The sequence below is a fragment of the Thermus brockianus genome, from assembly GCF_021462505.1.
GTDB lineage: Bacteria > Deinococcota > Deinococci > Deinococcales > Thermaceae > Thermus > Thermus hydrothermalis.
Genome location: NZ_JAKEDV010000008.1, coordinates 50,985 through 64,015 on the forward strand (window position 1 = coordinate 50,985; position 13,031 = coordinate 64,015).

Annotated in this window: 14 protein-coding genes; 10 read left to right on the plus strand and 4 right to left on the minus strand. The window is 65.2% G+C overall.

Annotated features, from left to right (window positions below; genetic code table 11):
* From LXN00_RS10060 to LXN00_RS10075, 4 genes are all read right to left on the minus strand, one after another.
* Positions 1-945 (minus strand): ABC transporter substrate-binding protein, encoded by a 945-nt coding sequence (locus LXN00_RS10060; protein WP_234507872.1) that lies wholly within the window; start codon positions 943-945, stop codon positions 1-3.
* A 76-nt stretch (positions 946-1,021) separates the two neighbouring features.
* Positions 1,022-2,302 carry an ABC transporter substrate-binding protein gene (locus LXN00_RS10065; protein WP_234507874.1) on the minus strand — a complete coding sequence of 427 codons (1,281 nt, stop codon included), beginning with the start codon at positions 2,300-2,302 and terminating at the stop codon, positions 1,022-1,024.
* A gap of 12 nt (positions 2,303-2,314) precedes the next feature.
* Positions 2,315-3,130 carry a carbohydrate ABC transporter permease gene (locus LXN00_RS10070; RefSeq protein ID WP_326491138.1) on the minus strand — a complete coding sequence of 272 codons (816 nt, stop codon included), beginning with the start codon at positions 3,128-3,130 and terminating at the stop codon, positions 2,315-2,317.
* A gap of 31 nt (positions 3,131-3,161) precedes the next feature.
* Positions 3,162-3,968, minus strand: a complete 807-nt coding sequence (locus LXN00_RS10075) for a carbohydrate ABC transporter permease (protein WP_234507878.1) — start codon at positions 3,966-3,968, stop codon at positions 3,162-3,164.
* 170 nt (positions 3,969-4,138) lie between these two features.
* On the opposite strand from LXN00_RS10075, the gene LXN00_RS10080 reads away from it, so the two are divergent.
* The 10 genes from LXN00_RS10080 to LXN00_RS10125 all read left to right on the plus strand — a co-directional run bounded on the left by LXN00_RS10080 (position 4,139) and on the right by LXN00_RS10125 (position 13,010).
* Positions 4,139-5,644 (plus strand): alkaline phosphatase, encoded by a 1,506-nt coding sequence (locus LXN00_RS10080; RefSeq protein WP_234507879.1) that lies wholly within the window; start codon positions 4,139-4,141, stop codon positions 5,642-5,644.
* A 106-nt stretch (positions 5,645-5,750) separates the two neighbouring features.
* On the plus strand, positions 5,751-6,929 hold the full coding sequence (locus LXN00_RS10085; RefSeq protein ID WP_234507881.1) for a hypothetical protein: 1,179 nt from the start codon (positions 5,751-5,753) through the stop codon (positions 6,927-6,929).
* Positions 6,926-7,357 (plus strand): hypothetical protein, encoded by a 432-nt coding sequence (locus LXN00_RS10090; protein WP_234507883.1) that lies wholly within the window; start codon positions 6,926-6,928, stop codon positions 7,355-7,357. The genes LXN00_RS10085 and LXN00_RS10090 overlap by 4 nt, the downstream gene beginning before the upstream one ends.
* Complete coding sequence (locus LXN00_RS10095; protein ID WP_234507885.1) at positions 7,335-8,189, plus strand: metal ABC transporter substrate-binding protein; 855 nt, start codon at positions 7,335-7,337, stop codon at positions 8,187-8,189. The genes LXN00_RS10090 and LXN00_RS10095 overlap by 23 nt, the downstream gene beginning before the upstream one ends.
* A gap of 40 nt (positions 8,190-8,229) precedes the next feature.
* Positions 8,230-9,381 carry a YncE family protein gene (locus tag LXN00_RS10100; RefSeq protein WP_234507887.1) on the plus strand — a complete coding sequence of 384 codons (1,152 nt, stop codon included), beginning with the start codon at positions 8,230-8,232 and terminating at the stop codon, positions 9,379-9,381.
* A 201-nt stretch (positions 9,382-9,582) separates the two neighbouring features.
* On the plus strand, positions 9,583-9,771 hold the full coding sequence (locus LXN00_RS10105) for a ferritin-like domain-containing protein (RefSeq protein WP_234507976.1): 189 nt from the start codon (positions 9,583-9,585) through the stop codon (positions 9,769-9,771).
* 268 nt (positions 9,772-10,039) lie between these two features.
* A complete protein-coding gene (locus tag LXN00_RS10110) occupies positions 10,040-10,360 on the plus strand; it encodes an antibiotic biosynthesis monooxygenase family protein (protein ID WP_234507889.1) in 321 nt (106 codons plus the stop codon).
* Complete coding sequence (locus LXN00_RS10115) at positions 10,353-10,970, plus strand: DUF3386 family protein (protein WP_234507891.1); 618 nt, start codon at positions 10,353-10,355, stop codon at positions 10,968-10,970. Before LXN00_RS10110 ends, LXN00_RS10115 begins: the two co-directional genes overlap by 8 nt.
* Positions 10,967-11,875: a heme/hemin ABC transporter substrate-binding protein gene (locus LXN00_RS10120; RefSeq protein ID WP_234507893.1), complete on the plus strand. Its 909-nt coding sequence runs from the start codon at positions 10,967-10,969 to the stop codon at positions 11,873-11,875. The genes LXN00_RS10115 and LXN00_RS10120 overlap by 4 nt, the downstream gene beginning before the upstream one ends.
* A 103-nt stretch (positions 11,876-11,978) precedes the next feature.
* Positions 11,979-13,010 (plus strand): FecCD family ABC transporter permease, encoded by a 1,032-nt coding sequence (locus tag LXN00_RS10125; protein ID WP_234507895.1) that lies wholly within the window; start codon positions 11,979-11,981, stop codon positions 13,008-13,010.
* The last annotated feature ends 21 nt before the right edge of the window (positions 13,011-13,031 follow it).

Genomic DNA, 13,031 nt, shown 5'->3' on the forward strand with positions numbered 1-13,031 from the left:
TTACCTCCTGAGGCCGAAGAGGGTGTTGAACCTCTCTAAGGTTTCCTGGTCGGCAAATTGAGCCCGAATGGTCGCGACCCTTTCCGGGGCACCCTTAGGCTTGGGGGCTTGGGGCATGACCGGGTAGTAGCCCCTTTCGGCGAAGATGGCCTGAGCTTCGGGCGACAGGAGGAAGCGTAGGAAGCGCTCGGCGAGTTGTGGGTTGCGGCTCCAGATGGGGATGGCCAGGGGCGTGGGCACCAGGATGGCCCCATCCCGGGGGTAGATGGCCACCAGGGGAGCTCCCTTGGCCGCCTCTTGCCGTACCCCAAAGTCTGTGGTGATGGCCAGAGCGTACTCTCCCCGGGCAAGCTTTTGCTGGAGAACGGGGTTGGACTGTTCAATGCCCAGACCCTGCTCCCGCAGGTTCTCCCAGAAGCGTTGCCCGAACCGTGAGGTGAGGGTCCCCACCGTGGCTAGGGCAGCCCCTGAGAAATTAGGGTCGGGCATGGCGATAAGGCCCCGGTATGCGGGTTTTAGGAGGTCCCGCCAACTTTGGGGGAGAGTGGTCAGGCGTTGGGTGTTAACAGCGATGACGTTGTAGAGGAGGCGTACCTCGTGGTAGAGCCCACCTCCAGGAGCGTACTGCACCGGGTACCCCGGGACCGAGGGAGGCACCCGGCGCAACAACCTCCGCTCGGCCAGCTCCTTGAGGAACGCCTCGTTGGCAAACCATAGGATGTCCGCTTGAGGGTTGCCCGTCTCTAACTCCGTTCGCACCTTGGCCACCACTTCGCCTGTTCCTGAGCGGAAGATGCGCACCTGGACCCCAGGGTTCCGGGCCCGGAAGGCTTCCACCAGGGCGTTGACGTCCGCCAGGACCTCCGAGGTGTAGAGGGTGAGGGTTTGCGCCCAAGCGCCTCCAAAGAGGAGGGCCGAGAGGGCAAGGAGTATGGTCCCCTTCATGGCCCCTATACCCTATGTTCTCCGTGTCAGGAATTGGTCAGGGGGGCCTGGGCCCCCCCAACCTTTGTCCTAAAGATCAGCGGCAGAAGGGCCTTAAGGCCTCCTCCACCCGCCTTTGGTCCTCCTTCGTGGCCTCCCGCACGTCCTTCCGGCCCAGGACCACCGCCTGTTCCGCCTCCGCGATGATGTCCTTGACCTGCTGGAGGTTGTAGACGGGAAGCTCAGCCCGGGCGTAGGCCAGTTGGTCGCGAGCTGTCTTGGCCTGGGGCCACTCCTGGAGGTACCTCTGCATGATGGGGAGGTTCCAACTGGAACGGCGGGCGGCCACATACCCCGAGTCCAAAGCCCACCGTGCTTGGAGTTCCGGGCTTGTCATGAATTTGATAAATCGGAGGGTGGCTTCCCGCTTCTTGGGATCGGAGCCCTTGAAGAGGTAGAAGTTGGCTCCGCCCGTGGGGGTCCCGTACCGCACCAGTTTGGGAAGGAAAGCGGTGCCGAAGGGGAAGCGGGCGTTGGTTCGGATAAAGCCCAAGGAGCCCGTGGAGTGGTAGATCATAGCCACCTTGCCGGCGGTGAAGTCTCCCGGGGTGGTCCCCCAGGCCACCACCCCCTCGGGGCTTACCCCGTGCTTCCGGGCGAGATCGGCTTTGAACTGCATCCCTTTACGCACCGGTTCCGTGTCCACCAGGACCTTGCACCCCTTTCCTGCGGGGTCGTAAAGCAGACCCCCTGCTTGGATGGTGAGGGCTTCAAGGAGCCACGTGGAACGGTCCTCGGTGGGAATGGCTACTCCGTAGCGTACGATGCGCCCTTGGGCGTCCCGCTTGGTGAGGCGCTTGGCGTACTCCACCAGCTCGTCCCAGGTGGCGGGGGGTTTTTCCGGGTCTAGCCCTGCTTCTCGGAAAGCCTCTTTGTTGTAGTAGAGGATGGGCGTGGAGCGCTGGAAGGGGAGGCTATAGACCTTTCCATCCAGGGTGGAGTTCATCATGAAGGCGGGAAAGAAGTCGTTTACCGCCTGCTTTAGCTCGGGGTCCCTGGCGATGTAGGCGTCCAAGGGCTCTATGGCATCCAACGAGAGGAGGGTGTAGAGTTGTTGCGAAAGCAAGATGGCCGTATCCGGTGGGTTTCCCGCCTTTATGGCCGCCACCACCTTGGCCTGGTTTTCCTCATAGTTGCCCCCGAAAACCGTGTTTACCCTGATGTCCGGGTTCTTGGCCTCAAACTCGCGGACGTAGCCTTCAATAAAGCGGGCCAGAGGGCCCGCCACCCCCACCGGGTAGTAGAAGGTGATGGTGGTGCTCTGCGCTAGGCCAATCCCCAACAGAACCCAAAGGCCGGCTATCTTTCCTGTCCTCATCCCTTCACCTCCCTAGCCTTTTAGCCCACTCCGGGCAAAGGCTTCCACGAAGCTTCGCTGGAAGAGCAGAAAGGCGGTGACCATGGGTAGGGCCACCAGTAAGGCTCCCGCAGCGATCAGGCCCCACTCCATCCCGCTCTCAGCGGAACGGGCGAAGCTGGCAAAGCCCAAAGAGAGCACGCGCTTTTCGGGGCTTTGGATGACCACAAGGGGCCACAGGAACTCGTTCCAGTGATAGACCAGGCTGACCAAGGCAAAGGCAGCGAGCTGGGGGCGAACTAGGGGCAGGAGAACCCGCCAGAGGACCTGCCAGGGCGTGGCCCCATCCACGTAAGCGGCCTCCACGAGTTCCTTGGGTATTTGCAGAAAGCCCTGGCGCAGCAGGAAGGCGCCCGTGGCCGAGGCGACATAGGGTAGGGCCAGGGCGGTTAGGGTATCGGCTAGGCCGAGCCTTTGAACGAGGATGAAGTTGGGCAGGATAAGCGCGGAGGCCGGGAGGAAAAGTTGGAGGAGGATCAGGTAGAAGAGGGTGTTATTCCCCCGTCCCTTTAGATGAGCAAGGGCAAAACCGGCGGTGGTCACGGTCAAGACTTGCACTAGAAGGAGGCCAAGGGTGAAGGCCAGGGTGTTGAGGTAAAGCCGAGGGAAGTCGGCGGAACTCCACGCAAGCTTGAGGTTTTCCAAGGTGAACCTGCCTAGCTCCCCGCGGTTGAGGTCTGCGGTAGGGGTGAAGGCGGCGAGGAGGGTATACCCTGCGATAAGGGCGTAGGGCAAGGCGAAGAGGAGGGCGGGTAGCTGGCGGGCACCCTCCCAAGAAATACGCCGCACGCGGCGGAGGAAGACCTTAGGATGCACAGGGCTAAGCGTCATAGTGTACACCTCGCTCCAAGCGGGGTAGAGCGGTGAGGGCGAGGAGGGTGAGAGCAGTGAGCAGGACAAGGCTCAGGGCCCCCGCTTGGGAAAAGTCAAAGTACTCAAATCCTAGGGTGTAAATGCGGTAAAGAAGATGGTCCGTGGCGCCCATAGGGCCCCCTTTCGTGAGCACGAAGATGTGGTCCACGTTCCTCAGGGCCCCCAGCACGGCCATTACCCCCACGAAAAAGGTGGTGGGGGAGAGCAGGGGCAGGGAAATCCGCAAGAAGGTGGCGACCCGCCCGGCCCCGTCAACCCGGGCGGCCTCGAGGAGCTCCCTGGGAATTGCCTGGAGCCCAGCCAGGTAGTAGAGCATGTACAGGCCCGCATCCTTCAGGATGCCCACCAGGGCCACGCTCAAGAAGGCGCTAAGGGGTTCCCCTAAGGGGTTTTGTAGCCCTAGTGCCTGGAGGAGGTTGCGAAGGGGACCCAAGGGGTTGAGCAGGTAGAGGAAGACAGCGGCAAAGGCCACCGTGGGCAGGATGACGGGGTGAAAGATAAGAAGCCGGGCAAGCAGCCTTAGCCGGCCGTCCCCCTCCACCGCCACGGCGGCCAACAGGCCCAAGGCTACGGACAAGGGTACCGTGAGGAGCGTGTAAAGGGCGGTAACCCTGAGGGCGTTGAGGTTCTCCGGGGCAAGCAGCTTAGGGAGTGCGGGAATGCCCTCCTTAGCCGCCACCGCAAAGGGGAGGTAAGTAAAGGCTGCCAGAAAGATGAGGGTGGGGAGGAGGAGCAAAGCCCAGGGTCCCTTCATGCCTGAGAAGACGTTACCTGCGTCCTGTCAGGACAGGGTCAGCTCGGGTTGGGCCTGGTGGGTACCTTGCGGCCTTCCGGCGGTAGCGGAGGGGAAAACCGGCGTTAGGGCCCGGCCATGACACGCTCCTGAAAAGGCACCTATAGTTTTGGTCCTGGAGGTGATATGCCGTGAAAAGGCGTGACCTTTTAAAAGGCGGCCTCATGGCGGGGGCCCTGGCCCTTATGCCCAGGGGAAGGGCCCAGGGGGCTCCCCAGAACGCTCCTTCCCTAGGGCGGCGGTACCGGAACCTCATCGTCTTCGTCTACGATGGCTTTTCCTGGGAGGACTACGCCGTGGCCCAGGCCTACGCCAGAAGGCGCCAGGGGCGGGTCCTCGCCCTGGAAAGGCTTCTTGCCCGCTACCCTAACGGCTTGGTGAACACCTATAGCCTCACCAGTTACGTCACCGAGTCCAGCGCCGCGGCCAACGCCATGTCCTGCGGGGTGAAGACCGTAAACGGGGGCCTGGCCATCCATGCGGATGGCACGCCCCTCAAGCCCTTCTTCGCCGCCGCCAAGGAGGCGGGGAAGGCGGTGGGCCTGGTCACCACCACCACCGTCACCCACGCCACACCCGCAGGGTTTGTGGTGTCCAACCCCGACCGCAACGCCGAGGAGCGGATTGCCGAGCAGTACTTGGCGTTTGGGGCCGAGGTTTACCTGGGCGGTGGGGACCGGTTCTTCAACCCGGAAAGGCGACAGGACAAAAAGGACCTCTACGCCGCCTTCGCCCAGGCGGGTTACGGGGTGGTGAAGACCCCGGAGGAGCTCGCCCGCACCAACGCCAGCAAGCTTCTTGGGGTCTTTTCCGATAGCCACGTCCCTTACGAGGTGGACCGGCGCTTCCAGGGGGTGCGGGTGCCGAGCCTAAAGGAGATGGTCCAGGCGGCCTTGCCCCGCTTGGCCTCCTATCGCAACGGCTTCGTCCTCCAGGTGGAGGCGGGCCGGATTGACCACGCCAACCATCTGAACGATGCCGCGGCTACCCTCTGGGATGTCCTTGCCGCCGATGAAACGCTAGAGCTTCTCACCGCCTTCGTGGACCGCAACCCCGACACCCTCCTCCTCTTGGTTTCCGACCACGCCACCGGGGTCGGGGCGCTTTACGGGGCGGGGCGGAGCTATTTGGAGAGCTCCACCGGGATTGACCTCCTCGAGGCACAAAAGGCGAGCTTTGAGCACATGCGTCGCCAGCTTGGCAACAACCCCGACGCCGCCCAGGTGAAGGAAGCCTACCGGTCCATGAAGGGCGTGGCCCTCACGGACGAGGAGGCGGAACGGGTGGTGCGGGCCATCCGCGAACGGGTCTACTGGCCGGAGGGCGTGCGCCAAGGGGTGCAGCCGGACAACACCATGGCTTGGGCCATGGTTCAGCGCAACGCAGCTAAGCCTGACCGGCCCAACATCGGCTATAGCTCTGGGCAGCACACGGCAAGCCCCGTGGTTCTCGCCCTCTACGGGCAGGGCCTCCGCTTCTTGAACCTGGGGCTTGTGGACAACACCCACGTTTTCCGCCTCATGGGGGAGGCCCTGGGCATCCGCTACCAGAACCCGGTGATGAGCGAGGAAGAGGCCTTGGAGGCGCTTAAGGCGCGGCCCCAAAGCGTGCGTCACCCTGAGGACGTTTGGGCCTAGGCGAGGGGCTCCTCCTTCCGCCCGCCCCCGCAGGGGGCGGGTCCTTCTCTGGGGCTTGACTTTTTGAGATTGCATTGTCAATATCAGTCACTTGAGGAGGTGCGCCGTGCGCGAGTGGACCAAGATCTTCCTCGGGTTTACCCTCCTTTTCCTCTCCCAGGCCCTGGGCCACGCCGCCGTACCTGAGAGGCCGGAGGCCTTTGAGGCGGAGGCCCGGCTCTTCGTCCTGGACAACCGGCCGGGGTATAGCCGTCTCCTCGCCTTGGACCTGCCCGGGGGCCAGGCGGTGGCGGAGCTCTCCCTGCCTCCCCGGGGCATGAGCCTGGTGGCCACGCCCTCGGGCCGCTACCTTCTGGTGTCCCGGGGTCGGGATACGGACCGGCAGTGGCTCACCGTGGTCTGGACGGGGAAGGAGGAGGGGCGTTGGAGCCGGCCCGTGATCGCCAAGAGCTTCCTTCTGGGACGGGGGTGGAACATCGGCCACGGCTCGGAGGCCTACACCTTGGGGGGCAAGCTCCTCGCCTTCGCCGAGCGGGACGCCCTGGCCTTCCGTTTTGATGAGGAGGCTTTGGACCCGAAGGCGGCCTTCCAGGCGGAGACCCTGAGGCTCCCCAACCCCGACCACTACCACGTGGTGGAGGCCCCGGAAGGTACGTACCTCACCCTCTTGGCCCGGGGGCAGGTGGTCCTCTTTGACCGGGAGCTTCGGGCGGAGCGGGGGCGCTTCGCCTGCCCTGTGGAGCACGGGGAGGCCTTCCACCCCGAGACGGGCCGGAGCTTTTTCGCCTGCGCGAAGGACGTGCTGGTCCTGGAGGGGGGTAGGGAGCTTGCCCGCCTGGCCTACCCCGTGGGCGAGCGGGTTGGGGCTTTCCTGAAGGGGGATGGGGTTTTCTTCGGCTACTCCGACAAGGTTACCCACCTGCAGCGCCTGGACCCTCGAGGCCCCCAGCTAACCCCCATCCCCCTCGGGGGCGCGCTGCTAAGGGCCAAGGCCGACGGGAAGCGGGTTTACGTCCTCCTCACCGACGGGAGGCTCCAGGTGCTGGAGGGGCGGGAAGGGAAGCTTCTTAGGGAGCTCCGCCTTGCCCGGCCTTTCCCGGAGATGGAGGAGGACACCGGGGGCGCCATCTACCCCGACCTGGCCCCCTGGCCCGAGCGGGGCCTCCTCTACGTGAGCCTGCCCCATCTGGGCCTCGTGGCCGAGGTGGACGGGGAGAGGGGCCGGGTGGTCCGGTACCTGCACACGGGGGGTAGCCCCACCCGCCTGGTTCTGGTGCGGCCATGAACCCCATGCCCGTCTTCATGTACCTCCTGGGGGTGGATGCGGCCCAGGGCCTCCTCGAGGCCCTGGGGTACCGGAAGGCTCCCCATCCCAAGGGGGTGGGCTCCAGCCTCTACCTGGGGGAGGAGGCGGTGCTCCACTCCACGGGGCTCTGGTACCGGGGCGTGCTCTACCTCAGGCCCAAGGAGCGGTTCTACCGGGCTTCCCTCCCGCCCTATCCCCCGGAAGTGGCCCCCCAAGCCGAGCCCCTTCCCTTTGGGGAGGGCCTCGCCCACTACCTGCCCTTCATCCAGGCCCACGAGGAGAGGGTGCGGGCCCTCCGGGGGGAGGGACGGGAGCGGCTTTTGCGCCACCTCCCTCCCGTTGCCCGCCGCCACCTGAAGGAGTGGAAGTCCCTTTGGAGGAGCGATGAGGAGGCTGCTCGCCCTTAGCCTCTTCGCCGCCTCCGCCCTGGCCCAGCTCCAGGTGGCGGCCACCACCACCGTCTTGGCGGACCTGGTGCGCCAGGTGGGAGGGAATAGGGTCCGGGTGGAGAGCGTAGTGCCCCCCGGGGCCGATCCCCACGCCTTTGACCTGCGGCCTTCCACCGCCTCCCAACTCTCCCGGGTCCGCCTCCTCTTCGCCAACGGCTTGGGCCTGGAGCCTTACCTGCCAAAGCTCAGGGCCCTTCTACCCCCGGGGGCCAGGGTGGTGGAGCTCGCCCCGGGGATGCCCGACCCCATCTGCGGCCTCCTGGGCCTCCGGGAAAAGGGGGTCCACCTCCACGGGGACTGCGACCCCCACCTGTGGCTGGACCCCACCTACGCCCTGCGCTACGCCGAGCGCATTGCGGCGGCGCTCGCCCGCCTGGACCCGAGGGGGGAAGGGGCGTACCGCAAGAACCTCGAGGCCTTCCGCCAAGCGGTGGAGCGGGAGGACCAGGCCCTTTCCGCCTGCCTCGAGGGGAGGCGGCTCTGGGTGGTGGTGAGCCACCTGTCCCTCTCCTACCTGGCGCGGCGCTACGGCCTGGAGATCGTGGGGGCTCTTAAGGACGCCCACGGCCAGGAGGGAAGCGTCCGGGAACGCCTGGCCCTCTTTAAGGAGGCGGAGGCCAAGGGGGTGGACCTGGTGGTGGCGGAGCCCCAACTGGATCCTGCTCCTTTGCGCCGGCTGGCGGAGGAGCTTGGGGCGAGGCTCGTGGTCCTCTACACCGACGCCTTGGACCGGAGGGTGCCCACGTACCGGGACCTCCTCCGTTGGAACCGGAATGCCTTGTGCCCGTAGCCCTTTACGGGGCCTTTGGCCTCGAGGGAAAGGAGGAACGATGCGAGGGAGAAAGGTTGCGTTTGCCGCGGTTTTGGCCTTAGGTCTTGCCCTGGCCCAAGGGGAACACGCTCACGGCGAAGGGCTTTTCCGCCGCCTGGCGGTGGCGGACGGGAAGGAGCCCCTGGTGCGGGTTATGAACGAGGATGGGAAGGAGCTTGGCCGCTTCACCGTGCCTTCCCCCGCCCGCCTCTATCCCCTTCCGGGCGGGCAGTACGTCCTGGCGGTCCACCGGGATGCCGGGGCGGTGAGCTTTCTCTTCGGGGGTTTCCGCCTCGAGGACCACGGCGACCATCGGGATGTGAAGGAGGAGAACCCCTACGTGGCCGCCACCCTGCGCACGGGGCCTAAACCCACCCACATCTTCGCCAACGAGGATACCCTGGCGGTCTTCCACGATGGGGACGGCACCTTGGCCCTCTTTGACCTGAGGCGCTTGGGCCTGGACTTCACTCCCGGGCTCATCGCCACCGGTAGGGCGGACCACGGCGCGGTGGCCCTCCTGGGCGAGGCGGTCCTGGTGGGGGGGTTGGAGAGCGGTAGGGTGGAGGTTTACACCCGGGAAGGGAGGCGGGTTCTCCCCCTGCCCCAGACCTGCCCCCGGCTCCACGGGGAGGCCGTGCTAGGGGAGGTGGCCGCCTTCGGGTGTCTGGATGGGGTGCTCCTGGTGGAGCGGCGAGGCCAGGGGTTTATGGGGCGCAAGGTGGCGAACCCTCCCGGAAGCCCCGAAGGGGCCCGGGTGGGTACCCTGGTGGCCCATCCCAGGGCGGGGGTCTTCGTGGGGAACTTCGGCCAGGGCCTCGCCTTCTTGAAGCCCGGGGAGGGGCGGATGGAGGTCCTGCCCTTGCCCGCCCGCCCCTTGCGCTTTGGCTTCGGACCGGAAGGGGAGGCCCTCTACGTCCTCACCGCCGACGGGCAGTTCCACAAGGTGGACCCGGTGGCGCGCCGGGTGGTGGGGAGCCTCGAGGCCACCTCCCCCCTGGACACCGCCCCGGGGCTTGCCCTGGGCCACGGGGTGGCCTACCTGGCCGACCCCGTTCGGGGCGAGGTGGTGCGGGTGGACCTGGAGGAGTGGAAGGTGGCGGCCCGCCTAAAGGTGGGGGGCATGCCTCTGGGCTTGGCCCTCTTTGAGGTGGAGGGGGTGAAGCACTAGCGCCTGTTTCCCTTTCGGCCCCGGCCATGGGCCGGGGCCTTTTGTGCTCCTTGACAAACTACTGAGAAGACATTATCATTAAGTCGCTATGCGCCTGGCCTACGTTTTGGCGAGTCCTCGGGCGGCAAGCCACAAGCTCGGGCAGATGACCTTCAAAGCCTCGGTGTCCGTCCCGTGGAAAGGCCGAACTTCGTCTATCCTGTGGAGTTTCTCCCTAGAAACCAGCTCGCCATTCTGCGCTTACTCAACGCTTTGGAGGACGCTTTTGTGGGGGCATACCTAGGGGCTTTGCCCCTCATCGCCAACAAGGACATCCTGAAGGCGGGGGGGCGATCCTCGGCAACGAGGCCGCTCACCGCGCCACGGTGCGGGCTTCCCGCATCCTTTTAGGGGACCAGGAGCTCCCCGGTCCCCGCTCTCCGGCGGACCGGGCTTTTGAGGTGGCCATTACCCCCGAGGAAGCGCAGAAGGCGGTTTCGGGTTTTGTCCGTAGGTAAGGTCGGATTCTCCAGTCCGCGGGGGCTTTTCCCGCGGGCTGGGCCCTTTTGGAATAGGAGCCTGTTGCGAACGGTTATCGTTCCTAATACTCACAAAATCCGACCGGAATACTTGACATTCTTGGGGGTTTCCCCTAGCCTCCCCTTAGGGAGGTGATGGTGTGTTTGTGGTCATGAACCGCATACCGGTAAAACCCGAGTATGCCGAGCGGTTTGAAGAGGTTTTCCGCACCCGGGCCCGCCTCGTGGACCGGATGCCGGGGTTTGTCCGCAACCTGGTTCTGCGGCCCAAGAGCCCAGGGGACCCCTATATCGTCCTCACCTTTTGGGAGAGCGAGGAGGCCTTTCGGGCTTGGACGGAAAGCCCCGAGTTCAGGGAGGGCCACGCGCGAAGCGGTACCTTGCCCAAGGAAGCTTTTGCGGGTCCGAATAAGCTAGAACTTTTCCAGATAATCTTGGACTCGGAGGTGGAAGGTGGTTGAGAGCCTTCCCGTCTGGGCCCTCCTAAAACGGGCAAGGGAACGAATATACACCTTGCCCGAGACTTTCCCCGGCTTTTCCGCAAGCGTTGCTTTCTACTTCAAGGGCCTCTGGTACTTCGGGCGGGTGAAGGTGGAGGGCTTCCGCCCGGAAGTGGAACTGCCCGAGGGTATGGGCCCCCTTGCGGAGCGGGAACTGGCCTCCTTGTTGGGCCACCGTCGGCCTGTGCCCTTTGAGGAGGGGGAAGGGCGCTACGCCATGCGCTTGGTGGAAGAGGGCCCCTTGGGTACCGCCATCGCCTTGAATGACCCTTTCCGTTCTCGCATCTGGGTGCGCCATGGCCGCATAGAGGTCATTGAGCGCAGCCTGGCGGAGGGTTCCTTCCGCATTCACCTCGAGGCCTGGCAGGAGGTGGGGGAGAAGCTGTTGCCCAAACGCTTCTTTTTGGTCCACCGGGACCCCAAGGGGCGGCTGATCAAGGTGGAACGCTTCCGGGATACCTATGCCTCTTTCCAAGGGTTGTGGCTTCCCGTGGAGCGGGAGGTGGTGGTGGAGGCGACGGATATGGAAACGATAGTCCTGCGCCTAGAGGACGTGGAGGTGTACGCATGAGGGGGCGAAGCGGCGTGGCTTTCATGGCAGTGCTTTCCTTGCTAGCCTGGGCGCAACCCTACCGGGTGGTGGACGCTAGTGGGAAAGCGGTGGAGGTGCGCTCCATTGAGCGCATCGTAAGCCTGGATGGCATTACCACGGAGATCCTCTTTGCCTTGGGTGTAGGGGACAAGGTGGTGGGGCGGGATGACTCCAGTTACTATCCGCCCCAGGTCCTTCGGCTTCCGAGCGTAGGGTACCAGTTCCGTCTCTCTGCCGAGGGCATTCTCTCCTTGAAGCCTACCCTCGTCATTGGCCGGGAGGATGTGCGCCCGCCCCAGGTGGTGGACCAACTCCGGCAAGCTGGGGTGGCGGTTGTCCTGGTGCCTGCCGAACCCAGCGTGGAGGGGGCCAAGCGCAAGATCCGGGTGGTGGCGGAGGCTGTGGGCCAAGCCGCAAGGGGCGATGCTTTGGTGCGGGCTTTGGAGCGGGACCTTTTGGCTTTGCGCGCTTTCCAAGCGCAACACGCTTCCCGAAAGCTACGGGCGCTCTTCCTTTACCTACGGGGACCGGGTACCACCTTCGTGTGCGGCGAGGGCAGTACCCCTGTGGGCGTCATGGAGCTAGCGGGGCTTGAGAACGCCGCCAAGGGCATACGGGAGTGCCAACCCATGACCGCGGAGAGCGTGGTAGCGGCCCGGCCGGATGTCCTTGTGGTCTTCAAAAGGGGCCTGGAGAGCGTGGGGGGCCTCGAGGGCCTTCTCAAACTCCCCGGCGTGGCGCAAACCCCCGCAGGGCAAAACCGCCGCGTGGTGGCCATGGACGACCTTTACTTGGGGAGCTTCGGGCCCCGGGCAGGCCGGGCTGCCCTAGACCTGTTCCGGGCGGCTTACCTGATGGACGGCTTCGTGGAGGTGGGACCGTGAGGTCGTACCTTATCTGGCGGGCCTTCCTGAAGGCAGCCTTGTTCCTCGCGCTGCTCGGCAAACCCCTACCCCCTCGGTTGGACGCTTTCTGGGAGGAGCTGCCGTGACCCGTGGCCTGCCGCTTGGCCGCTTCCGTCGCTACCGGCTGGTACTGCTAGGGTTGGTGCTCCTCCTTGCCCTGGCCCTCTTGCTGGGGGCGGCCCTTGGGGCCTATCCCATTCCGCCCTTCTCCATTCCCGGCATCTTGCTCAAGGGCGAAGGGGTGGAGTACCAAGTCCTTACCGCCCTTCGCTTGCCCCGGGTCTTGGGGTCGGCTCTGGTGGGTGCCCTTCTTGCCCTGTCGGGGGCGGTGCTGCAAGGGCTTTTCCGTAACCCTCTAGTGGATCCGGGCCTCATCGGCGTGTCCTCCGGGGCCGCCTTGGGCGCTGCCATCTTCATCGTCGTGTTGCCCGGGGCGGGCGCCTTGGAGGTATACGCCCTACCCCTCTTTGCCTTCCTTGGGGGGCTTCTCGCCACCCACTTACTTTGGCGCTTAGCCCAAACGCCCTGGGGCGTCCAGGTATCGGTGCTTCTCCTTTCTGGGATTGCGCTAAACGCCCTGGTGGGGGCGGGCATCGGCCTTCTCACCTTTGTGGCCAGCGAGCAGGAGCTTCGTAGCCTCACCTTTTGGACCCTGGGGGGCTTTTCTGCCATTACCTGGCACCTCCTTCTGGCGGGGCTTCCCTTTGGCCTTCTCGCCTTCCTTCTCCTCCTGCACTTGGCCCGTCCTCTGAATGCTTTGGTTCTGGGGGAGCGGGAGGCGTTTCACCTTGGGGTGGACCTCGAGGCCCTCAAACGGCGGGCAGTGGCCGGGGCAGCTTTGGGGGTGGGGGTGGCCGTGGCCTTGGCCGGGGGCGTGGGGTTCTTGGGGCTCGTGGCGCCTCATCTTTTCCGCCTCCTGGCGGGGCCCGACCACCGCTACCTGCTCCCGGGGGCGGCCCTGTTGGGAGCGGTCTTGGCGGTAACCGCCGATCTCCTGGCCCGGACCTTGGCTGCCCCGGCGGAGATCCCCGTGGGCGTGGTCACGGCCTGTCTAGGAGGTCCCTTTTTCCTCTATCTGGTCCTGCGGTACAAGCGGGAGGTGTTCCGTGCTTGAGGCGAGAAACCTGGGTTACCG

Bases quoted from the DNA above. Each gene is read 5' to 3' on its own strand.
- LXN00_RS10060 (WP_234507872.1), bottom strand. From the start codon at position 945: ATGAAGGGGACCATACTCCTTGCCCTCTCGGCCCTCCTCTTTGGAGGC.
- LXN00_RS10065 (WP_234507874.1), bottom strand. From the start codon at position 2,302: ATGAGGACAGGAAAGATAGCCGGCCTTTGGGTTCTGTTGGGGATTGGC.
- LXN00_RS10075 (WP_234507878.1), bottom strand. From the start codon at position 3,968: ATGAAGGGACCCTGGGCTTTGCTCCTCCTCCCCACCCTCATCTTTCTG.
- LXN00_RS10090 (WP_234507883.1), top strand. From the start codon at position 6,926: ATGAACCCCATGCCCGTCTTCATGTACCTCCTGGGGGTGGATGCGGCC.
- LXN00_RS10095 (WP_234507885.1), top strand. From the start codon at position 7,335: ATGAGGAGGCTGCTCGCCCTTAGCCTCTTCGCCGCCTCCGCCCTGGCC.
- LXN00_RS10100 (WP_234507887.1), top strand. From the start codon at position 8,230: ATGCGAGGGAGAAAGGTTGCGTTTGCCGCGGTTTTGGCCTTAGGTCTT.
- LXN00_RS10120 (WP_234507893.1), top strand. From the start codon at position 10,967: ATGAGGGGGCGAAGCGGCGTGGCTTTCATGGCAGTGCTTTCCTTGCTA.